Here is a 24,292-nt window from a genome sequence, read left to right as displayed (position 1 = left end):
ACACACTCACTTTTTCTTTCGTATTATGAGTTAATAAAACTACACAGTAACGTAAAAATATTGTTGCATACAACAGAAACTAATCAATTAAAAAACACAATAACTATGTCAACTAAAAAGTATAATAATAATGGTATGTATGCAGTTATTTTTTTGCATTTAATCAAAGATTTATCTAATATCGATACAACAAAAACTGTTATAACAGGAACAAAAAGAACAATAAATAATAATGAGAATTTGAAAAAAGCATACAATGAAAGAAAAATCAATTTACTATACAACTCAATAATAAATATTGAAGAACAAGTTAAAAATACACAGTACTTATCAACTCTGTGCTCAATCGAGGAAAGTTTGTAAGTAAATGCAGTAAATTTTGTTATCAACCATATTGCTGGCAATGTTAATAAAATATTTATAGAAAAAAGTAACAGTAAAAATAAAAGTTTATTATTAACTAATACTAAAATAGTATTAGCGGCATGCGTATAATTAAAACAAACTACGGATACCAAGTAAATCAAATAAAAAAAGCTAAGAGTGAACAATTGTACTGGATTTTTCAACAAATGAAATCTCTCCATTGTTACTCCTCAAATTTTGCAACACCCCACAGATTTCAGTATATGCTGATTTTCTATCTTTATATTATTTTGTAATGATTCTATATACAATTAAATTCATTTTAACAAAAAACACTTATGGTTATAATATGTGTTATAGGAGAGAAAGGAGGTGTAAAAATGGAAGCTGGATACTTAGTTGGAAAATTTGTTGAAGGTAAGTTAAAAGAATTGGGAACCAATGGCGTGATTGCTTGGCTGTCAGGATCTGTAGGGAAAATGGTTGCCAAAAAAATAGTTACTAAAGTAGCTCAAGCTGGTGTTACTGCTGCTGCAGGGTATATTGCTGGTCTACTTGGAGCAAGTGGAAGTATTGCAGGACCACTTGGTGCAATTGTTGGCGGCGTTGGAGGCTGGCTGTAAAGTTAAGAGTAGTCAAGCAGACATCAACGCTTCAATCTTAGATGTTTACTTGACCACTCTTACTATTGTATTGGAAAGGATAGAGCATGCGCATAAAAGATATTCTACGAGTGCATATTCTCTGCGCTATTGCACTCATAATATTCGGATTTTTTATGCAAAAAATGCTAAACTCATATCTTTCATTAAATAGTTATTTTTTTAATAATAATCTTGTTAAAATTACAGTAACGAATAACGAATTAGTCAAAATTTTTTGCAATAATATTTGTTTATTTTCACTTGTAGCAATAACACCAGTAGTAAATGCAATATTTTTTATTTTCCAATTTTTTGTAATGGGAAGTATCATATACACAATTCAACATTTACCAATACAACAACAATTCATTTTACTATTTCGTCATTCTATTTTTGAAGTTCTTGCATTATTACTGTCTATTTATATAAGCTATCGCTTGCTAATTTTAGCTAATGACTACACGATTGACAAAATTACAACAAATGAAACAAAACGTGTTCTTAAACATTTACTCTTAATATATTTTGTCATTGTTATTATTACATTTTTTGGAGCTTGCTTAGAATGGAGTGCAAATGTTGTGCTTTAACCAAATGACTTTTAGCTTCAATGCAGAGCCATTACTAGAAAACATTACATTAAACATTCCAGAAAAACATGTTGGTATTGTTGGACGTAATGGCGTAGGAAAAACAACACTACTTCGTCTAATAGCAGGATATATAACACCTAATTCAGGAACTATATCAACAACTAAATCTGTTTATTATGCAGATAGCGATATGAGTAAATACCGAAATTTCTTATATACAGATTTACTCGACATATGCGCAACAATGCATTCTTTCACATTAGAACATGTTCATGAATATATTGAAAGTTTAGGATTACAACCTTTTACTAATACTCCACTAGGCGAATGCTCAAAAGGCACACAAAAGAAAATACCTTTACTTCTAGCTTTGTGTTCAACATCTGAACTTTTACTCATAGATGAGCCATTCGAATCTGTGGATTCTTGGTCAAACGAAGGATTTATTCAGCAATTGTTACGCAGGAAAGGTAACTATATTATTGTCAGTCATGATTTTAATTGGCTTAAACGTTGCGTTGAAACTACATATATGATTGAAAATCAAACATTGAGCAAAGAGCAAAATTATGAGTAATATTTACACTGTCTTTGCATCTACCTGTATACGTCGTTTCAATCACAATATACTGAGAGAACTTGTTACAGGTATATTCGTATCAATTATACTTACAATATTTGCTTGGTTTTATCCAGAATGGCTTATATTTTTCCTCTGGTTTTATTGTTATCTTATACAAGTAATTTCCGTTCATACAAATACAGTTTTTCTAAATGAGCATGATTTAGATATTTTTCATATTCATTCTGGCTCTATTAGATTTCACATACTTTACATTATTCATTATGTACTTCGTGATATGTACTATGCGAATATAGTATGTTTATCTATACTGGCGATAAGCTTGTCTTTACTTGGAAAATTTTCATATTTTGTTTGCTTTCTAGTAAGCTATTTATTAAATCTGCTCATAATTCCTGCTCAAATATTTTTTTCATCTCGCCTTACCGCTAAAGCACGAACAATATGGCTTATAGGATTATTGTTGCCGATATTGTTATTAGTTGTTTTTCAAATAGCAGGTTCTTATACTTTATTTAGTAGCATTTATACTACAACTGCGATATTGCCATTTATAGCTTTGATTTATTGTTTAATACTTTACTATACTGGCCACAAAATAAAAGTAAGATTTGGCACACGTTGCAACGCGCGAAAATATTGGTCTTGGATACGCACATTCTCTGTAATGTTGTTTAGAGATGTGCTTTTGCAAAGACAAAGAATACTTTTGGCATCATTAAGTCAATTATCTATTCTCATACTGCTTAGTATTGGTACTAATTTAGGAAATGCGGCTTTCCCCCTTATTATTTTCACAATCTGTCAAACGAATATTGTTATGACAAGAAACCAAGGAAAGTTATATCTCCTTACCGATGATCATCAATTTTCATATACGAGATTTCCTTTAGATTCTCATCATTTGCTTAGAGGAAAACTACTCATACTAGCAATTAATATACCTATTGTATCAATAATTGCAATATGCTTTTTACTTGCTGTTGACAATTTTAATTTACATGATATAATATTTCTGGAATTGCTGTTGTTAACTAATTTTGTTATAGATACTACTTGTATAACAGAATCTGATTTATTAATACGTACACTTCGCGCGCTTGTTAAATATTTAACAAGCGCAGTAGTTATATGCACGTGGTTTATGAAAGCACCAGATTGGGTTCCATTAATTTTTCTAACAATAACAATATTACTTTATTTACCTACAGTAAATTCTTGTTACCAATTCGGTCGTTGCAAAGTAAAGAAAGGAAATAGGCAACACTATGAGTTATAAAGAAGATGAACAATTACTAAGTGAATACATAATTAATACACTTGGACATAAAAATAACGATGTAATTGTTTATAGTTTGATTCGTACTAAAAAACGCTCTTGGATTATTCAATTGCTAGATCTTATTATTTTCACTGGTGCAGGAAGCGATTTAGACGAAATTGGAGATAATCTTGCAAGACACTATTATCTCATTGCTTCTAACAATAATGGTCTTATTGTTGCTGTAATACAAGGAAAAATTAAACAGATAGCCTCACTCTCACAGTGGAATTTTGAAGATATAAAATCTTGGAAAAAAACTATATTTGATGGTTACATATATCGTAAAACTTCACAAGTTAAGCTGTAAACTGAAAATGTGACGAAGCATCAGAAGGGTAGCCATGCTTGAATCGAAATTTTTTTCTATAGGTATCATAACAAATGACTTTTTTTCACTATATGGATTGTGTTCCTATTTAAATAAAAATTTACGATTCTCAACAAAAATTTGGTGTGCGTCTTCTGAAAAAGATATTTTTAAAAAGTGCAATTCTTCACCACCAGATGTTCTATTGGTAGAAATGTACATGTCAAGCATATCTAGCTTAAATCTAATATATAATCTTAGAAAAAATTATTCTAAGATTATTATCATTGCTATTACCTCATTGCCGGTAGAAGATTATGCATATTTGGCAGCGATTGCAGGAACGCAGTCTATTGTAAGTAAAAATGATCCAAAAAATCTATTAGACATACTTACAGATATAAAGAATGAATTATTCGTGCCAAAAGATATAAATGGCATACATTTTGACAACAGTAAAATAGCATGCGATAGATTACAAGTCAGAATGAAAACTACTTATTTGTCTCTTAGCAAACGCGAAAAAGAGGTAATTGAATTATTTGCTACAGGATTTACTGCTGATGAAATTTGCAAGCAACTTCACATTACCAAAGGAACTGTTGAAACTTTTATAAATCGTGCTTGCAGAAAGCTACACGTAAAAAATCGCAATCAACTTATTGCTGAATTATTACATGAACAATATTGGTTTATAAAATAATTCTTATCTTGTTGAAAAATGCGCTTAGCAGACAAAGGTGTGTACAGAATTACCTCCTAAGCCCCTTTTGACCTATAAGCCAAAAATCGGCGTACTCGGTATTACTACCGAGTACGCCGATAATTTTTTAGAAACTAAATCCCTAAGTGAATTCCCTTAAGCTTCACGTTTCATTTGTGCGCCAGACAGGATTCGAACCTGCAACCTTCTGATCCGTAGTCAGATGCTCTAATCCGTTGGGCTACTGGCGCATGTTTCCAGCCTCAAGAACCATGTCCTTGTTTCCGGCAACTTAACTAATATACAACTATCCGCACTAAAACACAAACCCCGGCGTGTCGACCAGGGTTTGTTGTTAAGAAATACAAATATTGATAAATATCCGCTAAGTTGTAAAGATTGAATTATGCTCTACGCTCAAGCACTTCGTCAACCATTCCATAAGCTTTGGCTTCTGAAGCAGTCAAAATAGTATCAACTTCAATATCTTTACGAATACGCTCAATATCTTGACCAGTATGTTTTGCAAGAGTTGATTCTAACCAAGAACGCAAACGCAACATTTCCTTAGCCTGAAGCTCAATTTCAGTAGCTTTACCAAAATCTTGGCCCATTGCAGGCTGATGAATAAGCACACGCGCATTTGGTAAAATCATGCGCTTACCAGCAGCTCCAGCAGCAAGAATAATAGCAGCAGCAGAAGCAGCCTGACCCAAGCAAACAGTTTGAACATCTGGATTAATGTACTGCATGGTGTCATAAATTGCAGTCATAGCAGTCATCGAACCACCAGGTGAATTAATGTACATCATCACATCGCGATCAGAATCCATGCTCTCTAAAACAAGCAACTGAGCCATAATGTCATCAGCAGAAGTGTCATCTACTTGCACACCCATGAAAATAATGCGATCTTCAAACAGCTTAGTGTAAGGATCCTGAGTTTTCATGCCGTATGGAGTTTGCTCGCCAAACTGAGGCAACACGTAACGATTAGTAATGCGCTGAGCAGAAGTAACACCGCCAAAACCAGCTAAACGCTCGGCACGCGCAACAAACTTTGCTTCTTCACTTGCCATAATTACTCCTCACCGCGCATAGAAGCAGGAGTGGTCACAATCTTATCTACGAAACCATACTCCAAAGCTTGCTGAGCTGTAAACCAGTGATCGTATTCATTATCTCGGTAAATTTCCTCTACCGTATGACCAGTCTGCTTTGCAGTCAATTCAGAAAGCGTTTTTTTCATATCCATAATAAGCTCTGCATTAATTCGTACATCTGTAGCAGTACCACCGACACCGCCAGAAGGTTGATGCATAAGCACACGCGCATGCGAGGTAATATAACGCTTACCAGGAGTGCCAGAACTAAGCAAGAACTGACCCATAGATGCAGCCATGCCAACAGCAATAGTCGCAACATCTGGCTCAATTAATTGCATAGTATCGTAAATTGCCATACCAGCAGTAATTGAACCTCCAGGCGAATTAATATACAGCCAAATATCCTTCTTAGGGTCTTCCGCAGCAAGCATTAACATTTGTGCGCAAATAACATTGGCATTCTCGTCTTTTACTTCAGATCCCAACCAAATAATGCGATCTTTTAGCAATCGATTAAAAATAGAATCAGTTGATGTAGACGCTTCAGCCTGTTCCATCACAGGAGAAGCTGTAAAAAGCTCAGTCACTATATCTCCTTGTTACCACGTAATTATTTCTACACTACCTTGTGCGCATGACCACATAGAAAATATTGCGAATATGATTTGAATTGAATGTTTTACACCAAATTTCTAGAATTTTATTCATATCAACAGATGTAATTTTTACTTATTATCCTACACTAGTATGCATTATTGAGTATATTTTTATCGGATTATCAATTCATTATAAGGAGTAATTATGGATTCTAACCAATTGCCAGATAACAACTACTCGCCTGCTCCGATGCCAAATAACGAGTATCCAAATAATGGTTACCAAAATAATACATACCCAAATAATGTAAATCCAAATAACGGATACCCAAACAATGGTTATGAAAACAATGAGTATCAAAACAACGTATACCCAAATAACGGATACCAGAACAACAATTACCCTAATAATGTAAATCTAAATAATGGTTACCAACCAAACGTATATCAGAATAATCAACAACCAGTCAACAACTATCCTGCAAACGCTTATCCAAATGCAACAAATACAAGTGCTCATAAGTCAAAATACACTTGGCTTATTGTTGTCATAGTAGTAGCAATAGTTGCAGTAGGTGGCTACGTAATTTCAAAACCACATTACAATTCAACTAATCTTAAGCCACATTACAATTGCTCTGCACCTAAAAGCGCAAATATTGAAGAATACGTACATTGCCATTCAGAAGAAGCTAAAAAACTCACTAATGGATTTAATGATGCCACTAGCAGCTCACCATTCAACATAACGTTTGCCACTAAAGGTGATCAGCTCAATATAAATGCAAAGTTCAAAAAGCACCTATCTGATTTAGAAATTACAGCGTTAAAGACTGGAATGCAAACATACGGCGATAGCCTCTCGAACTTGATGCCACAATCAGCATCGGATGAAATGAAAGAAAAAATTATTGCACCAGTGCGCATACATTTCTCCTTCTCAAACGATGATGGAACTTTTATTGCAGATAAAGAATTCAGTTTTAATAATTAATTAAAAAATAACTAAAAAAATATTTACTAATAACAAATGCGCCTTTGCTAATACTGAACTAGCATAGGCGCATTTATTTTGCATATATTGTATTTTCCATACTAAAAAAATTTAAACATTATTTGCGGCTAAAAATTTTTGGTATCATCATTATGCTTCTAGATACAGCACAAGAAACAACCATTGGAATAATCATAATCATAGGCACATTCACTAATTGTGCTACCAAAAAAAGCGCAAACCACAATGACTTTCGACTTGCAGTTAGCAGACTTGCAGCACCAAAAATAGCAGCTATTACCAATATTTTGGGCTGACTTGATAACATGCCACCAACAACTGGAATGTTCATACTTATAAAACCTATAATCAGCCCTACGCAAGCTCCAGACGACATACTCGGCTGAAGCACACCACCACTTGCGCCAGCTCGAAGAGTGCAACTTGTTAAAATTATTTTTGCAACAACCAGTAGAAGCAAAGTTACCAAAGAGTTTTTGTCAATTGCAATACTTGTTTTTGCAATGTTATATGCGTATTGCGCTAAAGCTCGACCATTGCCCATAATGGCTGGATTCCATGATGCAACTAATCCTGTTACTAAGCCCATTAATGGCAAAAAATATAAAATTTGGTAATTGTGAGCACACTGAGAGCGAGCCCAATGAATCATCTTATGGAAAAGAGTGCCAACAATACCGCAAGCAATGCCAACTATAATTGCAAGCAGCAACACAGTCGTGTTGACAATATGGATGTCATCAAGACTTGACAAACAATAGTAAGGCTCATACCCAAGCACAAAAATAGTAGTCAATGATGCAATTTCACTTATACATAACGCAATAGCAAAAATACTAAATTTTTGTATAAGCCAATACCATTTCGAACGCTTTAAAGAAGATTTCGAGTCATGAGAAAAACGTGGAATTGCAACCAAACCTAGCACCATAATCGCACCCGCTATTGGAGCGCGATAAACTCCAGCTAAACCAGCACCAGCAGCACTTGCAACCAAAACGCGAGCTTGAAATTCACTGACTCGAATAAAGCAGAGTAACTTCTGAGTAAGCATTGCAGCCAATTCTCGAGGCGCAACTTCCCTACCTAAACTTGCGCCAGAAGCAACTATAAAAATTTGTAAACATACATGGATAATCGTCGTATTAAATGGCATTGATTGACCACGAACAGCATGAGCTATATCGACAATACGATTAGAAGATTTTGTCCATAACCACATCCAAATAATTGCAGCAACAGACATGACAATTAATACAACAGCAACATAATGCAATACTGGCAATCCAACTGGCGAAGGTTTAAGAGCAGATTCTGAAAATCCGAACATTACGTTTTGCACAGCATGTAGTAACAGAGTTAATAATATTGCACCAACCCCAGCCATAACTGCAACAAAAAAAGCAATAAGACTTAATCGTAAACATGTAAAAACATAGTTCAAACACTTACTAGGTTTTTTACTGCCTACTATTTGCAAATTGCGTTTTTCCATTAGCAGCAGCCTTCCTTATGTTATTTGTTTTTCATTTTATTTGTTTTTCACTTTTTTTAAAGTATAACAACAACACAAAAACCCAGAGCAAAAGCCCTGGGTTTTTAGCGAATATGAGAAAGTATAAACTTTTTCTTGTTTGAAAAATACTACTTAGAAAGTTCGTCAGCAACTTCTGCAGCAGCAGAAGCAGCCTTCACGCTTTCGTCTTCGTCATCATCCTCAGACAAGAATGCACTCAAGTCAAGAGCTTCTCCGCCAGAAACGAACTTTACAGCACGCATACCAGCAAGCAAGCCCTTAGAGCGAGCAACTTCCTGTACAGCAGAACCAAGCTGACCGTTGTTAACGATTGCGTTAATGAACTGGTTTGGATCCATGCCGTACTGCTGAGCAACAGAAACCAAGAAGTTGGTGACATCAGCCTGGGAAACAGTCACATCCATCTGTTCAGCTAAAGCGTCAAGAACCATTTGGTCGCGAAGTTCCTTCTCAGCAGCCTGCTGAGCTTCGTCCTTCTGCTTCTTGGTAGCTTTTTCAGGATCAGGGGTCATGCCCTTCAAATGCTCTGAAACAGCCTTATCCAAAACACCCTTTGGTACAGGAATTTCAACTTCTTCTTGAAGCTTAACAAGGAATGCGTCACGGGCATTAGTTGCCTGACGACCTTCAGCAGCCTGCTCGCAAGCCTTGCGAATATCTGCCTTCAAATCCTTCAAAGTATCAAACTCGGAAGCTTCCTGAGCAAAATCATCATCAAGCTCTGGCAATTCCTGAGTCTTTACGGAATTAACCTTAACCTTGATTTGAGCCTTCTCGCCCTTATGCTTGCCGGACTCGAGAGTACCTTCAAAGGTGGTTTCTTCACCGGCAGAAAGGCTATCCAAAGCCTCATCCAAACCGTCAAGCAACACACCGGAACCGATTTCGTAGCTTACGCCCTCTTGTGCATCAACTACTTCGTCATCGATACGAGCTTCCAAATCAATGTTAGTGTAATCACCCTTAGCTGCAGGACGGTCAACACCAACCAAAGTAGCAAAACGCTGACGGAGACTTTCCAAGCGCTCCTTGACATCCTTGTCGGAAACCTTTGGCTTCTCAACTTCAATCTCAACGCCCTTGAACTTGTTCAACTTGAAATCTGGACGACGCTCAACTGTTGCTACAAACTTAAGACTTGCATCTGCATCAGTCGACGTTGGAACTTCCTGAACGTCAAATTCTGGCTGATCCATTGGGCGAATCTTCTTTTCTTCCAAAGCCTTGGAATAAAGCTCTGGTACAGCGGAATTTACGGCTTCGCCGGCAACAGCTGCGAAACCGACGCGCTGATCTACAATCTTGCCTGGCACATGTCCCTTACGGAAACCTGGCACGTTAATTTGCTTAGCAATCTCCTTACGAGCTTCTTCCAAGAATGGCTTGAAGTCTTCGAGATCTGCGGTAATGGTGAGCTTAACTTTAGTTGGCTCAAGATTCCTGACGCTGATTTTCACGCTTGCGCTCCTGAAATTACGTTTTTTCTAGCTTCTGCCGTATGGCACAACCGTTACATGATAGCGCGAGTTACGGACTCAGCTACCAATCGGGTTTGCCATTCGCGAGCACCATGCTCACTTAAGAATGTTTTAACATCAATATCTTGCGCATCATCATGCCAGCAAAGATTACGAATAATCTGTGGTTTGATAATAATTTCTGCAGGAGTATGAGTGTATTCAGAAATTTGATTTAACTCAGCTTTTACTCTTTGTAAACGCTCGTAACGCTTAGGGTGATGTTCTCGCCAATATTTCATAGATCTAGGAGCGCTTTGGAAATCTTGCATATCCTGCAAGTACTGCGAATCCGATAAATCATGGCAATCCTGACAATCATTAGAACCTTGCGACTCGTCAGTATCTGTTGACTTAAGTACGTTCGTTTTACGAGATTCGCGCGAATTAAGTTGAATAGCTCCATTCGGTAATACTGGATGCACATCATCCATAGCCGTTTCACCAGATTTAGCGCGCAAAATAGCATTCTCTATAACGTTTTTCCAAATAGATGGTTTAACTTTGCGCTGAATTGGAGCGTAACGCTCGAACATTTTGTCTTGCTCACTGCCAGTGTGCATTCGCACTCGCTCATTCAAAGAACGAATAGCACGAAACGCACGCGCATTACTAGGTTTACGCTTACCAGCTTCAATAATCGCAGCGTCAGAAAGTAGCAGAGTTGGCGCAATATCATATTCACGCGCTAAAGCATCTCGCTTTTGCCACAATGCTTTCGCAATAACTAAACCAACACGATCGTGCATAAGTACGCTAATATGCGATATTTTAAGCCATGGACGTGGATGCGGAGCTTTCTTTTGTGCACCCTTACTAAGTAAGTGTTTAAATTCTTCTTCCGCCCAAGAAAGTTTACCTTGCTTTTTAAGTTCGACGCGCATTACTTCTTCTAGCTCAATAAGTAATTCAACATCTAAAGCTGCGTAATTTCGCCAATCTCTAGGAAGTGGGCGGTAAGACCAATCTGCTGCAGAATGTTCTTTTGCAAGAGTAAGACCCAAATAATATTCAGTTACAGAGCTTAAACCAAAGCGCTTTCTGCCAAGTAATTTAGCCGCTATCTCAGTATCAAATAAAGCACGCGGGCGCAAACCAATATCGAAAAATCCTGGCAAATCTTGCATCGAATCGTGAATAATCCAAGGCACATCCCCTACTGCCTTGTTAAATTCGTTCCAATCAGCTCCAAGTTTTGTAAGTTCTATAGGATCTAATAATCCAATTCCTGCACCCTTGCGTTTGAACTGAATCAACCAATCTTCATGACTGTAGCGAAAACCGGAAGCTCGCTCAGCGTCTGCAGCTAAAGGACCGGAGCCTGCCGCCAACAAGCTGCAATAATCTTTATATGCTTCAAGCGTATCAATGACTTCTGGAACTCCTTCTCTAGGCTCTTTTAAAAGCTTTGGTTCCTCGTTCAAGTACGCCTCCCGATTGCATGCTTTACCCAAATTCTTACGCTTTTTGCAACTTATTCTGTACTTTTTGCAAAATATCCGTAAAAAATATTTAAGCCGTGTTATAGATTATGCATCTTTTAACACGGCTTCAACTTTCGCACACAACTACGACTATTCAAAAATAAAAAATCAAATAAATAATCAATTAAATAATCAATCTGTTTTATTGTTTGCTACTTCGTCATTTATGCGCTTAACAAGCCTAGTTTTAAGGAATCTAGTAAGAGTAAATGCGACTACCGAAGCTAAAACTGTTGGAACAACGTAGCCAGCATGTAAACCTAAATCCGAAAAGTTGACTATTGGAAAAGTGACAAGTTCTGTAACAACAGCTATAACAATAGATATTATTGGCACTTCAATAAGAAGTTTCTTATCGAAAGATGCAACAATGTTTATTGGCAATAAAATTATTGGCAAAATAACGAAAATAGTAAGCGCTGTAGCAAAACCAAACTGATCGTTACACCGCACAAAAACAGCTAACGCTAATGTAAAAGCTAATGCAATCCAACAACCTATTCTGCGCTTCATTGCGTATCCTTTCTCTAAAAAAGAGTATTTGTATAATTATACAAAAATCCTTCAAAAAACAATACGATACGCAAAGATTGCCTAAATTACAGTTACATTTTTGACACAATTTAAATGCAGTCTAAATGCAATCTAAACGCAGTCTAGTACACAACAAAACCGTGGTCTTTGAACTGGTTTACAACTCGCTCTTTAAGCGCCCTAGAAGGCCCTTTTTGATTCTCAAGAGGGTACGGAATTCGAAGCTCATGCCACTTTGGACGTCCTAGTTGATGGAATCCAAGCACGTCAATATGCTCAACAGCATCACCAAACGAATCGCAAATCTCGGCAACTTTTTCAACGTTTTCTTCGCTGGAAGTCAAACCTGGAACAAGCACAAAACGCACCCAAATCTTCTTACCAGCCTTCGCCAAGCGCTGACCAAAATCAATAGTTGGCTGTAGCAAGCCGCCGGTTACTTTTTTATACGTTTCTTCAGTTCCTGATTTAACGTCAAGCAAGCAAAGATCAATGTCGTCAATCATTTCATCTGTATAATTGCGATTCAAAAAGCCCGAAGTATCTAAGCAAGTATGAACGCCCATCTCTTTTGCAGCGCGAAATACTCTAGATACAAAAGCTGGCTGCATCATGGACTCGCCGCCAGAAAATGTGATTCCTCCACCTGTTGCTTTAAAAAGACTTTGATAGCGGTCAACTTTTTTAATCATTGCATCCAAATAGACTGGCTTGCCGTCACGCATTTTCCAAGTATCAGGATTTTGGCAATACTGGCAACGAAGTGGGCAACCGCTCATAAACACCGTCATACGAGTTCCAGGACCATCAACAGAAGTATTGATATCCCACGAATGCACAAATCCAATATCGCCAGTTTTAAGAGCAACTAAGCGATCTTTACGATCCAGCCCAATTGGCGACTCAAATCCAGAAAGTCCACCCATTAAAGTTTGGCGAGCATACTCTTTTGACTCCTTCAACATATGCTGAGTTGTGGTACGAAACGCTGTGTTTTCAGCCATCTAACTGCCCTCCAAACTATTTATAAATAAATAATAAATAATATACGCAATTAACAAAAGCCGGGAGCGAAACTAGCCTCGCTCCCGGCGGTGTTTACTAATCAACCAAATCAGTCAGTAACTGAACCCTGGTGGAATGTACGAGAAATAACGTCGAGCTGCTGCTCCTTAGTGAGCTTTACAAAGTTCACTGCGTAGCCGGAAACTCGAACCGTCAAATGCGGATACTTTTCTGGGTGCTCAACAGCATCTTCAAGCTGTTCCTTACGCAACACGTTGATGTTTGCGTGGTACAAGCCGTGACCGTTGCCAGCATCCAAAATGCCAACCAAGTTGCTAATGCGCTCGTCTTCGTCACGACCCAAACCGTCAGGAGTAATGGTGTTCGTAAGCGAAATGCCGTCAAGAGCATCATCGTAATCAATCTTTCCAACGGAGAACATCGAAGGAAGCATACCGTGCGAATCCATGCCGTTTTCTGGGTTTGCGCCTGGAGCGTACGGAGTGCCCTTCTTGTGACCGGATGGGAAGGAACCAGTGTTCTTGCCATACTCAACGTTAGAAGTAATAGTCAAGATGGACTGAGTTGGAACAGCATTACGGTACACAGGCAAACGCTTTACCTGACCCATAACAGTGCTTACAACCCACTTTGCTAAGTCGTCTGCACGATCGTCGTCGTTACCGTAAACTGGGAACTCGCCAACAGTCTTGTAGCCAACGATTAAGTCGTCGTCGCCGCCCTCGATGTACTCGTACTCGTGGCCTTCAGTGGTCTTAGCATCCTTGTTGTAGATTGGGTAAACCTTTGCATACTTCAAAGCAGCCAAGGAATCTGCAGCAATAGACAAGCCGGACATGCCGCAACCAAGCGTACGGTAGACTTCCCTATCATGCAAAGCCATTTCGATGGACTCGTAAGCGTACTTATCGTGCATGTAGTGGATGATATTCAAAGCCTCAATATAAGTCTCGGAAAGCCATTCCAAAGCCTTCTCGTAGTTAGCCTTAACCTTCTCGTAGTCGAGAGTGCCGTCAGCTTCTGGCTTGATTGGGTCAATAACACCCTTATCGATAACTTGCATGCCGGTCATTTCATCGCGGCCGCCGTTAATAGCGTAAAGCAAAGCTTTTGCAGAGTTCACGCGAGCTGCGAAGAACTGCATTTGCTTACCGACGCGCATTGGAGAAACGCAGCAAGCAATAGCAGCGTCGTCACCCCAGTGCTCACGAATGTCTTTATCGGACTCGTACTGGATTGCAGAAGTGTCGATAGAAATTCGTGCGCAGAAACGCTTATAAGCTTCTGGAAGCTTTGGATCCCAGAAAATAGTGATATTTGGCTCAGGACCAGGTCCCAAATGCTCAAGAGTCAAAGTGTTGAGCAAACGGAACGAAGTCTTGGTTACGAAAGTGCGGCCATCCTCGCTGAAGCCTGCATCGGACCAAGTTGCCCAGTAAGGATCACCAGAGAAGATTGCGTCGTAATCCTTAGTACGCAAGAAGCGCACAATACGAAGCTTCATAACAAGAGCGTCAATAATTTCCTGAGCGTCGGTTTCGTTAATTAAACCTGCCTTCAAATCGCGCTCAAAGTAGCAATCGAAGAATGCGGAAACGCGACCGAAGCTCATTGCAGCGCCATCCTGGCTCTTAACAGAAGCAAGATAGCCCATGTAAGTCCACTGAACAGCTTCCTTAGCGGTCTTAGCTGGACGAGTCAAATCCAAACCGTACTCGTTACCCAAGTTAATAAGCTGCTTCAAAGCCTTAATCTGCTCGTCATGCTCTTCGCGGAAGCGAATCCAATGCTCAATTTCGGTCTCGGTAAAATCGTTACGGTATGGAATCGAATCCTTGTCGCGCTTCTTAAACTCAATAAGCATGTTCACGCCGTAAAGAGCAACACGACGATAATCGCCAATAATACGACCGCGGCCGTAAGCATCTGGCAAACCGGTCAAAATCTTGTTGTGGCGAGCAATCTTAATATTCTTGGTGTAAACGCCAAACACGCCATCGTTATGAGTCTTACGGTAGACGGTGAAAATCTTCTTGATTTGAGGATCTACTTCCTTGCCAGCTTCTTTAATAGCTTGCTCAACCATGCGCCAACCGCCGTTTGGCATCATAGCGCGCTTGCAAGGCTCATCAGTTTGCAAACCGACGATTACGTTATCTACTTCTGGGCTTTCAATGTAGCCTGCTGGCATTGCGTCAATACCTGCTGGGATATGAGTTTCAACATCATAAACACGACGCTCACGTTCAACAGCTAAGTAGTTGTCGTCGAGATACTTCCACATGTGCTTCGTTTTTTCAGTGGCATTTGCCAAGAAACTTTCGTCACCTTCATATGGCGTATAGTTCTTTATTATAAAGTCGCGTACGTCAATGTCTTTCTTCCAATTGCCGTCAGTAAAACCATTCCACGCTTCGGTACGAAGATCCTCTTCACTGAGAACTGGCGCATCAACTGATGTCATGTTTAGACTCCTTTTGTACCCGCAACGCATCTTCACGCTGCCTTAATAACAATGTTAGAGCATAAGTAAACGCATACACGAGTAGTTTTGCAAAAAATCTAGTGAAATATATCACATTTATTCACGAAAAGCTGTGGTAACAGGCATTCTGCGATCCCTGCCAAAAGCAATAGCACTTACTTTTGGTCCAAGCGGATACTGCCTGCGCTTCCATTCTGCGCGATCAACTAAACGCATAACCGTGTCAACAGTATGCTCGTCAAAACCATCTTCAAGCAAATCCGCTCTACCATGAGCAAGCTCAATATGAGCCTCTAAAACACGATCAAGCAAATCGTACTCAGGTAAAGAATCAGAATCCTTTTGCCCTGGACGCAACTCTGCACTCGGAGGCTTAATAATAGAATTAACCGGAATAAGCACACCATCTTGCGGAGCTTTCGCTTTCGTAACTTCTGTTTGCTCAGAATCCTCATATCCAACAATTGGCAGCATACCAATGCCTACTCCAGCATTCGCAGCGCGATTCCTCCAACGAGAAAGTGCCCAAACGCGCGTCTTAAACAAATCCTTAATAGGAGCATACCCTCCTACCGCATCGCCATAGATAGTAGAATATCCGCAAGCAAGCTCCGATTTATTACCAGTTGCGAGCGCCAAAACACCGCGCGAATTCGAGTAAGCCATTACGATTACGCCACGAACGCGAGCTTGCAAGTTTTCTGCTGCAACACCTTCTAATGAAAGTTGCGATTGGAAAGCTTTAAAAAGCGGTTCAATTGGTTGCACATCATAGTGAGCGCCAATTCGCTCTGCTAAATCGCGCGCATCGTCTTTAGAACCGTCCGAAGAGTACATGCTTGGCATAGAAATGCCATACACATTTGCTCCACCGCAAGCATCGGCAGCCATAGTAGCTACTAAAGCAGAATCAATTCCTCCAGAAAGTCCTAAGCACACACCCTTAAAACCATTCTTACGCATGTAATCTCTAAGACCTACAACACACGCACAATACACTTCTTCGTCTGCGTCAAGTTTTGGAGCAATGCTTGAAACTTTCTGCTTTTTCAGCGAGTTATCAAAATCAACAAACGACAAATCTTCATCAAACATTGCCGAGCGTTCAAGTAAAGTTCCGTCAGCATCAACAACAAAACTTCCACCGTCAAAAACCAAATCATCTTGGCCGCCGACTTGGTTCACATATACGACTGGCGCATTGACTTCAACAGCGCGCTTTTGAGCCAAACTCAAGCGCACATGAGTTTTACCTTCCTCATATGGAGAACCGTTCATAGTTATTAGCGCATCGATACCAAGTTTTGCCAAACGCGCAACAGGACCGCCGTCTTGCCAAATATCTTCGCAAATAGCAAAACCTAGACGCATTCCATCTACTTCCAGCAGCTCACACTTATTGCCAGAAGAGAAAATACGAAACTCGTCAAAAACACCATAATTTGGCAAGAAATGCTTGTCGTATTGCAACACAGATTTACCTTCATGCAATACGAGAAGCCTGTTTCGAGGCTTTCCAGCAGACTCGTCAAAGCCAACAGTTCCAACTACTACGTAAAGCTCCCCCAAGCCTTCTTCCGCAAGTTTTGTTGCAAGCAAGTCTGCAGCTTTTTGTGCAGTTGTGCGGAACGTGGCACGCAAGGCGAGGTCTTCAATAGGATACCCAGTCAAAGTCATCTCAGGAAACACAACCATGCGAGCACCCGACTGCTTTGCGCGCGCAGCATACTTCAAAACTTTTTCAACGTTGCTATCAATGTTCCCAACGCAGGTATCTATCTGCGCTAACGCCAATCGCAAAAAACTCATACATTACAGTCTAGTAGATAGCTTCATTGCAAGTAAGCGACGTGTTGAAAAACTTATTTTTTCTCTTTCCACACTGCAAGTATGCGAATTATTAACACGTCATAAATAATACTAATAAGCAAAGTGTAGAATTATTGATTTTTCTCGCCTATATTGATAATTCGTTACTCGCGAAGGGGATTTAACTTTAAACAAATTTCACCGAACAAGGAGCAGGAAATATGCGAAAAATTAAAGTTATTGCATCAATTACAGCACTGGCAGCATTAGCGACTTTCACTTTAAGTGGCTGCGGTAGCTCAAAAGCAGGCGCAAAGGATGACAAGACCATTACTGTTGCAGCTTCACCTACCCCGCATTCTGAAATCTTAAATAAAGTTGTAAAGCCAATCTTGCAAAAAGAAGGCTACAAGCTAGTAGTAAAGGAATTTACTGACTACGTGCAGCCAAATACAGCTACTGAAGAAGGCGAAGTTGACGCAAACTACTATCAGCATTTGCCTTATCTTGACAACTTTAATAAGGAAAAGGGAACTCACCTTGTTTCAGTAGGTGGAATTCATTTTGAACCATTTGGATTGTATCCAGGAAAAACCAAGACGATTAAAGCATTAGCAAACGGAGCAACTGTTGCAGTTCCAAATGATCCTACTAATGAGGCTCGCGCATTGCTTCTTTTGCAAGATGCCGGATTGATTAAGTTGAAGAATCCAAAGGATATTAACGCTACTACAAAAGATATTACTGAGAATCCTAAGAATTTGAAGTTTAAAGAACTTGAAGCGGCAACAGTTCCTACTGCCATTAAGGATGTGGATCTTGCTGCCATGAACGGCAATTACGCTATTCAAGCTGGTTTTAACCCAACTAAAGACCCACTTACTTCAGAAAAAGTTGGAGGCATTGCGGCTAAAACTTATGAAAATATTATTGTAGTAAAGAAGGGCTCTGAAAAGTTTGCAAAAATCAAAGCCTTACTCAAAGCTTTGAAGACAAGCGAAGTGCGCGACTATATTACTAAAACTTACAAAGGCGCTGTGCTCCCTGTTTTCTAAAAAATACTCACAATGTAGCCACCTAATGCCGCATGTGTATGCTTCGTGTATGCTTTGCGGCATTATTTTATAAGCGTGTAATATACGTAATGTGCGTGCTAGTTAATAATCTAGTTAATGACGCTAGTTAGTAACTCTAGTTAGTAACGAAGTATATTTCACACAGAAAGCAATAATCTGTTAAGGAAAAGCATGATTCAGATCGAACATCTTCACAAAAGCTACGGCAAAGGTAGCAAAGCGAACGAAGCATTACACGACATTAATCTGACTATTGAATCGGGAGAAGTATTCGGAATCCTTGGTTCTTCTGGTGCAGGAAAGTCTTCGCTAGTTCGTTGCATGAATCTGCTTGAGCGACCAACTTCCGGCAAAATTATTATTGACGGAAATGATATTAGCGAAGTAAAAGATAAAGAACTTGCAAAAGTACGCACTAATATTGGCATGATTTTCCAGAATTTTAGCCTTTTCCAGCAGCGTACAGTATTGCGAAACGTCACTTTCCCATTAGAGCTGAATCACACTGCAAAAAAGGAACGAGAAGAACGCGCAAACTACTTACTTGACTTAGTTGGTTTACAAGATTTTGCAAACCGCTACCCTAGCCAGCTTTCAGGCGGACAGCAGCAGCGCGTAGCAATTGCACGAGCATTGGCGAATAATCCGTCGATTATGCTTTGCGACGAAGCAACAAGCGCACTTGACTCCACAACTACTGCGCAAATCCTTGATTTATTGAGCCGAATTAACCGCGAACTCAACGTAACGCTTGTTATTATTACGCATTCGCTGGCTGTAGCACGAAATATTTGCGACCGAGTTGCAATGATTGATGGCGGACGCATTGTGGAATTAGGTGACACTGATACGCTTTTTGCAAATCCACAAAGCGATATTTTGCGAACTCTTATTGCAGATGAAAAACAGGAAAATCATCGCGCTAAAATTACAAGCACGATTGCAAGCGAGCTTAACAATAAGCCAGAAAACGCACAAACAGACGAACAAACAAACGCGCTTACCAACGAGGTGAAATAACAATGTTAGAAGCTGCTACACAATTTTTTAACGACTACGGCAACTTACTTATTGAAGGCGTGCAAGACACACTCGTAATGACATCAGTTGCAACACTTTTTGCATACCTTATTGGACTTCCAGTTGGCGTACTTCTCATTACATCAAACAAAAAAGGCATTTGCCCCAACGCGCCAATTAACGCAGTTCTAGGCTGGATTGTTAACATCGTGCGTTCTGTGCCGTTTATTATTTTATTAGTTGCAATAATTCCTTTCACTCGTCTCATAGTTGGCACTTCTTTGGGAGTTCCTGGGGCTATTGTGCCTCTGGTGATTACGGCTGCACCATTCGTTGCTAGAGTAGTTGAACAATCTTTAGCCGAAGTTGACGGAAGCTTAATTGAAGCAGCACAAAGCTTTGGAGCAAGCAAATTGCAAATTGTTTGCAAAGTGTTGCTGTGGGAAGCTTTACCTTCGCTAATTCGCGGAGCTGCGCTTACATTTATTACGCTTTTTGGATTCTCCGCAATGGCTGGAACAGTTGGCGCAGGCGGACTCGGAGATATTGCAATACGATACGGATACCAGCGTTATCAATACGATGTGATGACAGTGGCTGTTATTCTTTGCATTATCCTCGTGCAGATTGTGCAAAGCTTGGGAGATTTTATTTCACGCGCAATCAATCATCACGAACGCTAAAGAAATTCGCAACATACCCACCACCAATTAAATGCACATAATCGTGTAAACTTGCTGGTAATTCGACATTTTGCAGGGGTGCTTTCGAAAGAAGGCTGAGATGGTATTAGTTTGCCTAACCCTTCGAACCTGTTAGTTAATACAACGTAGGGAGCAACGATTTTAGTATGACATCGAATTATCCGTACGCATCAATGCGTAATCAATTTAATCTAAGCGCCTGCTTTATTGCAGACCCACAAGCTTGTAATAATCGTCCGCTTACCGATATTGTCGATGATGCTTTGCGCGCTGGAGCGACTTTTATTCGTCTTCATTGCAACAATGAAAACGCTAAAGAAATCACTACTATTGCACGCGATATTGCACAAATCATCGAAGACAATAACAAATGCGATTCTGTAACTTTTGTTATCGACGAGCGTGTTGATGTCGTTTGGCAAGCTCGCAATCAAAGCATCAAAGTTGACGGAGTGCATTTAGCACAAAGCGACATGGAGCCTAGAGAGGCTCGCGCTCTTCTTGGCGAAGATGCTGTAATCGGCTTATCTGTTGAAACCGAAAGCTTAGTTAAAGTAATAAACGAACTTCCAGATGGATGCATTGATTACATTTGCGTAACAGCAATGCGCAATCCTGAAGAAGGATGCGAAAGCACCACTGCCGCTTACGAATTGGAAGCAAATCACACAACGCTGGACGAAGCGAAAATTAATACGATTTGTTCCGCAAGTGATTTTCCAGTTCTAGTTGGCGGAAGAACTGCACTCGACGATATCGATACAATCGCTCACACCAAGGCTGCAGGATGGTTCGTTTCTGAAGCATTGTATTCTTCAGAAACACCAGAATCAACTATGCGTGAATTTGTTGAACATTGGAAAGCTGTGCGAGGTGAAGAAAAGCACGGCTACGCTAAGCGAGTGATAGTTGCAGAAAATTCTGAATCAAAATCTTCAGAAACTCAAGAAAAGAAGCCAACTTTTATTAATGCGAAAGAAGCAAAGGATGCTGCGAAATTAGCTAAACAACAGCGAGTTGACATTGCAGCTCGCGGATGCACTCAGCGCGATAAAGCTCATATTCGCAAAACAACTCCAGTTCATTTTGAGTATGAATATGGTTTTTATGATTTGGAAGTTCCTTATACGGAAATTAAGCTTTCGGATACTCCTGGCCTAGGTCCTAACCCGCCTTTTAAGGATTACAATACAGAAGGTCCAAAGTGCGATCCGAAGGAAGGTTTGGCTCCGCTTCGCCTTGACTGGATTCGCGACCGCGGTGACGTTGTGGAATATGAGGGTCGCAGGCGCAATCTTCAAGACGACGGCAAGCGCGCAATTAAGCGAGGCAAAGCTTCTAAAGAATGGCGTGGACGCACGCATAAGCCAATGAAGGGCGCGGATCATCCGATTACACAAATGTGGTACGCTCGCCACGGAATCACTACTCCGGAAATGCAATATGTTGCAACGCGCGAAAATTGCGATGTAGAGCTGGTTCGCGAAGAAGTTGCAGCCGGACGTGCTGTAATTCCTTGCAATATTAACCATCCTGAAGCTGAACCTATGATTATTGGCTCGCGCTTCTTGACTAAGCTCAACGCAAACATGGGTAATTCTGCTGTTACGTCATCTATCGACGAAGAAGTAGAAAAGCTTACGTGGGCCACGAAGTGGGGTGCGGATACCGTTATGGATCTTTCCACCGGTAACGATATTCACACAACGCGCGAATGGATTTTGCGCAACTCCCCTGTGCCAATTGGAACAGTGCCAATGTATCAGGCTTTGGAAAAGGTTGAGGATGATGCTTCTAAGCTCAGCTGGGAGCTTTTCCGCGACACTGTTATTGAGCAGTGCGAGCAGGGCGTTGACTACATGACTATTCACGCTGGCGTGCTTCTTCGCTACGTGCCGCTTACTGCAAACCGCGTAACCGGTATTGTTTCTCGTGGTGGCTCAATTATGGCTGAATGGTGCTTGCAACATCATCAAGAGAGCTTCTTGTATACGCACTTTGAAGAATTATGCGAGATTTTCGCAAAGTACGATGTTGCATTCTCTTTGGGTGATGGTTTGCGTCCAGGTAGCTTGGCTGATGCTAACGATGCGGCTCAGCTTTCCGAGCTTATGACGCTTGGCGAACTTACGAAGATCGCTTGGAAGCATGACGTACAGGTGATGATTGAAGGTCCTGGTCACGTGCCATTCGACACTGTGCGTATGAATATTGAGATGGAAAAGGCAATTTGCCAGAATGCTCCATTCTATACGCTTGGTCCTTTGACTACGGATACCGCACCTGGCTATGACCACATTACTTCCGCAATTGGTGGCGTGGAGATTGCGCGATACGGCACCGCAATGCTTTGCTATGTGACTCCTAAGGAACATTTGGGGTTGCCTAACAAGGATGACGTGAAGCAAGGCGTGATTGCGTATAAGATCGCTTGTCACGCAGCTGATCTTGCTAAGCATCATCCACATGCTATGGATCGCGACAACGCAATCAGTAAGGCTCGCTTTGAGTTCCGCTGGTTGGATCAGTTCAACTTAAGCTATGATCCAGATACCGCAATCGCCTTCCACGACGAAACACTTCCTGCAGAACCGGCAAAAATGGCGCACTTCTGCTCGATGTGCGGACCAAAGTTCTGCTCGATGGCTATTTCGCAAAATATTCGTAAGCGTTTTGGCGGAGCAGCTCAGCAGGAGCAGCTCGTTGAAGAAGCACGCAGTCAGGCAATTGCCGATGGTATGAAAGAGATGAGCAAAAAGTTCCAAGAATCCGGCTCATCGTTGTATCAAAGCGTGAAAGCATAAAATGATGAGGTACGGAAGTGCGGAAGCAAAAACTGAATTGCAAGTGCTTCAATAACAATACTTACAACGAATAATAATAGAAGAAGGTTGATATGAACCAAAGCGAGTTTTATAGTGAGCTATTATGCTTGCTATAAGACTCGCTTTCTTTATATCCGCATTTAAATTCTATTAATACAACCTTTCCGTTGCATGCGTTGTAAAGTTTCTGCCGCCTTACAGCAAAAATCCGACATTTTCTGTACACAAGCGTATAGAAAATGTCGGATTAGCAATTAAGAACTTTAGTACTAAAGAATATTAAAGAGTATTAAATCAAATAACGTTTAATCACAAAACTTCAATAGAAATAATACCTACAGGCTCAAGAGGAGCATCAGATCGATCCGTTGCGACAGCCTCGAGCTTATCGACAACCGCCTTCGATTCATCGTCAGCAACTTCGCCGAAAATTGTATGGTGGCCATCAAGCCATGGAGTTGGCACAGTTGTAATGAAGAACTGCGAACCGTTAGTGCCATGCAAACGACCGTCACGACCGCGACGCTTTCCAGCATTTGCCATAGCGAGCAAATAAGGCTTATCGAACTTCAAGGATGCGTCAATTTCATCGTCAAACTCGTATCCAGGACCGCCAGTTCCATTGCCGAGTGGGCAGCCACCCTGAATCATGAAATCCTTAATGATGCGGTGGAAAGTTAAACCATCGTAGAATGGCTCATGCGAAGGTTTTCCACTGAATGAGTCAAGCCACTCGCGCTCACCAGTAGCTAAGCCAACAAAATTTTTGACGGTTTCAGGCGCTTTACTGTCAAACAAATTGATTTTTATATCGCCTTCAGAAGTATGCATAATAACTGTAGTCATGTGGTAATTCTCCCATATTTTCACGACTGTTTCAATTCGTGTTAGATAAAAATATTCGCATAGCAAAATGCCTCACTTTGCGTAGTAAAGAAAGACGCAAAGTGAGGCACTTTTACATTAACTTCATTATGCTGATTAACTCAATACTCAGCAAACTTACTGAATACAATTAAGCAAACATTAAGCAGTTCT

At 40.2% G+C, this 24,292-nt stretch carries 22 protein-coding genes, 1 tRNA gene and 1 riboswitch; of the genes, 12 read left to right on the top strand and 11 right to left on the bottom strand.

The window, feature by feature from the left end:
* Positions 1–105 precede the first annotated feature (105 nt).
* The 7 genes from HXT40_RS02735 (at position 106) to HXT40_RS02705 (ending at position 4,520) form a co-directional block, all read left to right on the top strand.
* A complete protein-coding gene (locus HXT40_RS02735; RefSeq protein ID WP_410310372.1) occupies positions 106–363 on the top strand; it encodes a hypothetical protein in 258 nt (85 codons plus the stop codon).
* 383 nt (positions 364–746) lie between these two features.
* On the top strand, positions 747–989 hold the full coding sequence (locus HXT40_RS02730; RefSeq protein ID WP_004108718.1) for a hypothetical protein: 243 nt from the start codon (positions 747–749) through the stop codon (positions 987–989).
* Positions 990–1,075: 86 nt separating this feature from the next.
* Positions 1,076–1,600, top strand: a complete 525-nt coding sequence (locus tag HXT40_RS02725) for a hypothetical protein (RefSeq protein ID WP_410310371.1) — start codon at positions 1,076–1,078, stop codon at positions 1,598–1,600.
* Complete coding sequence (locus tag HXT40_RS02720; protein ID WP_033888446.1) at positions 1,587–2,180, top strand: ATP-binding cassette domain-containing protein; 594 nt, start codon at positions 1,587–1,589, stop codon at positions 2,178–2,180. The genes HXT40_RS02725 and HXT40_RS02720 overlap by 14 nt, the downstream gene beginning before the upstream one ends.
* Positions 2,173–3,465: a hypothetical protein gene (locus tag HXT40_RS02715; protein WP_004108711.1), complete on the top strand. Its 1,293-nt coding sequence runs from the start codon at positions 2,173–2,175 to the stop codon at positions 3,463–3,465. The genes HXT40_RS02720 and HXT40_RS02715 overlap by 8 nt, the downstream gene beginning before the upstream one ends.
* A complete protein-coding gene (locus tag HXT40_RS02710; protein ID WP_004108709.1) occupies positions 3,455–3,817 on the top strand; it encodes a hypothetical protein in 363 nt (120 codons plus the stop codon). Before HXT40_RS02715 ends, HXT40_RS02710 begins: the two co-directional genes overlap by 11 nt.
* 34 nt (positions 3,818–3,851) lie before the next feature.
* The gene (locus tag HXT40_RS02705; protein ID WP_033888447.1) at positions 3,852–4,520 is read left to right on the top strand and encodes a response regulator transcription factor; all 669 of its coding nucleotides are present in this window, start codon (positions 3,852–3,854) and stop codon (positions 4,518–4,520) included.
* 177 nt (positions 4,521–4,697) lie between these two features.
* Here HXT40_RS02705 and HXT40_RS02700 read toward each other — a convergent pair.
* From HXT40_RS02700 to HXT40_RS02690, 3 genes are all read right to left on the bottom strand, one after another.
* Positions 4,698–4,771: transfer RNA gene (locus tag HXT40_RS02700), tRNA-Arg, on the bottom strand.
* A gap of 153 nt (positions 4,772–4,924) precedes the next feature.
* Entirely contained in the window at positions 4,925–5,599 is a 675-nt protein-coding gene (locus HXT40_RS02695) for an ATP-dependent Clp protease proteolytic subunit (RefSeq protein WP_004108705.1), read from the bottom strand.
* Positions 5,600–5,601: 2 nt separating this feature from the next.
* On the bottom strand, positions 5,602–6,213 hold the full coding sequence (locus HXT40_RS02690) for an ATP-dependent Clp protease proteolytic subunit (protein WP_004108703.1): 612 nt from the start codon (positions 6,211–6,213) through the stop codon (positions 5,602–5,604).
* Between the two features lie 214 nt (positions 6,214–6,427).
* Here HXT40_RS02690 and HXT40_RS02685 point away from each other — a divergent pair, with 214 nt between their 5' ends.
* Complete coding sequence (locus HXT40_RS02685) at positions 6,428–7,216, top strand: hypothetical protein (RefSeq protein WP_076002907.1); 789 nt, start codon at positions 6,428–6,430, stop codon at positions 7,214–7,216.
* 118 nt (positions 7,217–7,334) lie between these two features.
* Here HXT40_RS02685 and HXT40_RS02680 read toward each other — a convergent pair whose 3' ends face one another.
* From HXT40_RS02680 to HXT40_RS02650, 7 genes are all read right to left on the bottom strand, one after another.
* Positions 7,335–8,732, bottom strand: a complete 1,398-nt coding sequence (locus tag HXT40_RS02680; protein WP_421777319.1) for a chloride channel protein — start codon at positions 8,730–8,732, stop codon at positions 7,335–7,337.
* A 149-nt stretch (positions 8,733–8,881) separates the two neighbouring features.
* Positions 8,882–10,231 (bottom strand): trigger factor, encoded by a 1,350-nt coding sequence (tig, locus tag HXT40_RS02675; protein WP_012914242.1) that lies wholly within the window; start codon positions 10,229–10,231, stop codon positions 8,882–8,884.
* Between the two features lie 53 nt (positions 10,232–10,284).
* Entirely contained in the window at positions 10,285–11,715 is a 1,431-nt protein-coding gene (locus HXT40_RS02670; protein WP_410310370.1) for an HRDC domain-containing protein, read from the bottom strand.
* Positions 11,716–11,907: 192 nt separating this feature from the next.
* A complete protein-coding gene (locus HXT40_RS02665; RefSeq protein WP_004108694.1) occupies positions 11,908–12,288 on the bottom strand; it encodes a hypothetical protein in 381 nt (126 codons plus the stop codon).
* Between the two features lie 143 nt (positions 12,289–12,431).
* Positions 12,432–13,313, bottom strand: a complete 882-nt coding sequence (pflA, locus tag HXT40_RS02660) for a pyruvate formate-lyase-activating protein (protein ID WP_004108692.1) — start codon at positions 13,311–13,313, stop codon at positions 12,432–12,434.
* Between the two features lie 110 nt (positions 13,314–13,423).
* Positions 13,424–15,799 (bottom strand): formate C-acetyltransferase, encoded by a 2,376-nt coding sequence (pflB, locus tag HXT40_RS02655; protein ID WP_004108690.1) that lies wholly within the window; start codon positions 15,797–15,799, stop codon positions 13,424–13,426.
* A gap of 117 nt (positions 15,800–15,916) precedes the next feature.
* Positions 15,917–17,629: an NAD+ synthase gene (locus tag HXT40_RS02650; protein ID WP_004108689.1), complete on the bottom strand. Its 1,713-nt coding sequence runs from the start codon at positions 17,627–17,629 to the stop codon at positions 15,917–15,919.
* A 221-nt stretch (positions 17,630–17,850) separates the two neighbouring features.
* On the opposite strand from HXT40_RS02650, the gene HXT40_RS02645 reads away from it, so the two are divergent.
* The 4 genes from HXT40_RS02645 to thiC all read left to right on the top strand — a co-directional run bounded on the left by HXT40_RS02645 (position 17,851) and on the right by thiC (position 23,233).
* Complete coding sequence (locus tag HXT40_RS02645; protein ID WP_004106340.1) at positions 17,851–18,684, top strand: MetQ/NlpA family ABC transporter substrate-binding protein; 834 nt, start codon at positions 17,851–17,853, stop codon at positions 18,682–18,684.
* 192 nt (positions 18,685–18,876) lie between these two features.
* A complete protein-coding gene (locus HXT40_RS02640) occupies positions 18,877–19,725 on the top strand; it encodes a methionine ABC transporter ATP-binding protein (RefSeq protein WP_004108686.1) in 849 nt (282 codons plus the stop codon).
* 2 nt (positions 19,726–19,727) lie between these two features.
* A complete protein-coding gene (locus HXT40_RS02635) occupies positions 19,728–20,408 on the top strand; it encodes a methionine ABC transporter permease (protein ID WP_004108684.1) in 681 nt (226 codons plus the stop codon).
* 64 nt (positions 20,409–20,472) lie between these two features.
* Positions 20,473–20,578, top strand: a riboswitch (TPP riboswitch).
* On the top strand, positions 20,576–23,233 hold the full coding sequence (gene thiC, locus HXT40_RS02630; protein WP_421777318.1) for a phosphomethylpyrimidine synthase ThiC: 2,658 nt from the start codon (positions 20,576–20,578) through the stop codon (positions 23,231–23,233). (Overlaps the previous riboswitch by 3 nt.)
* 330 nt (positions 23,234–23,563) lie before the next feature.
* On the opposite strand, the gene HXT40_RS02625 is transcribed toward thiC, so the two are convergent.
* A complete protein-coding gene (locus HXT40_RS02625) occupies positions 23,564–24,100 on the bottom strand; it encodes a peptidylprolyl isomerase (protein ID WP_004108678.1) in 537 nt (178 codons plus the stop codon).
* Positions 24,101–24,292: the final 192 nt, after the last annotated feature.

Source organism: Gardnerella sp. DNF01180P, from assembly GCF_049244205.1.
Lineage (GTDB): Bacteria > Actinomycetota > Actinomycetes > Actinomycetales > Bifidobacteriaceae > Bifidobacterium > Bifidobacterium swidsinskii.
Note: the sequence above shows the minus strand (reverse complement) of the source record. Positions and strands in the feature narration are given on the sequence as shown.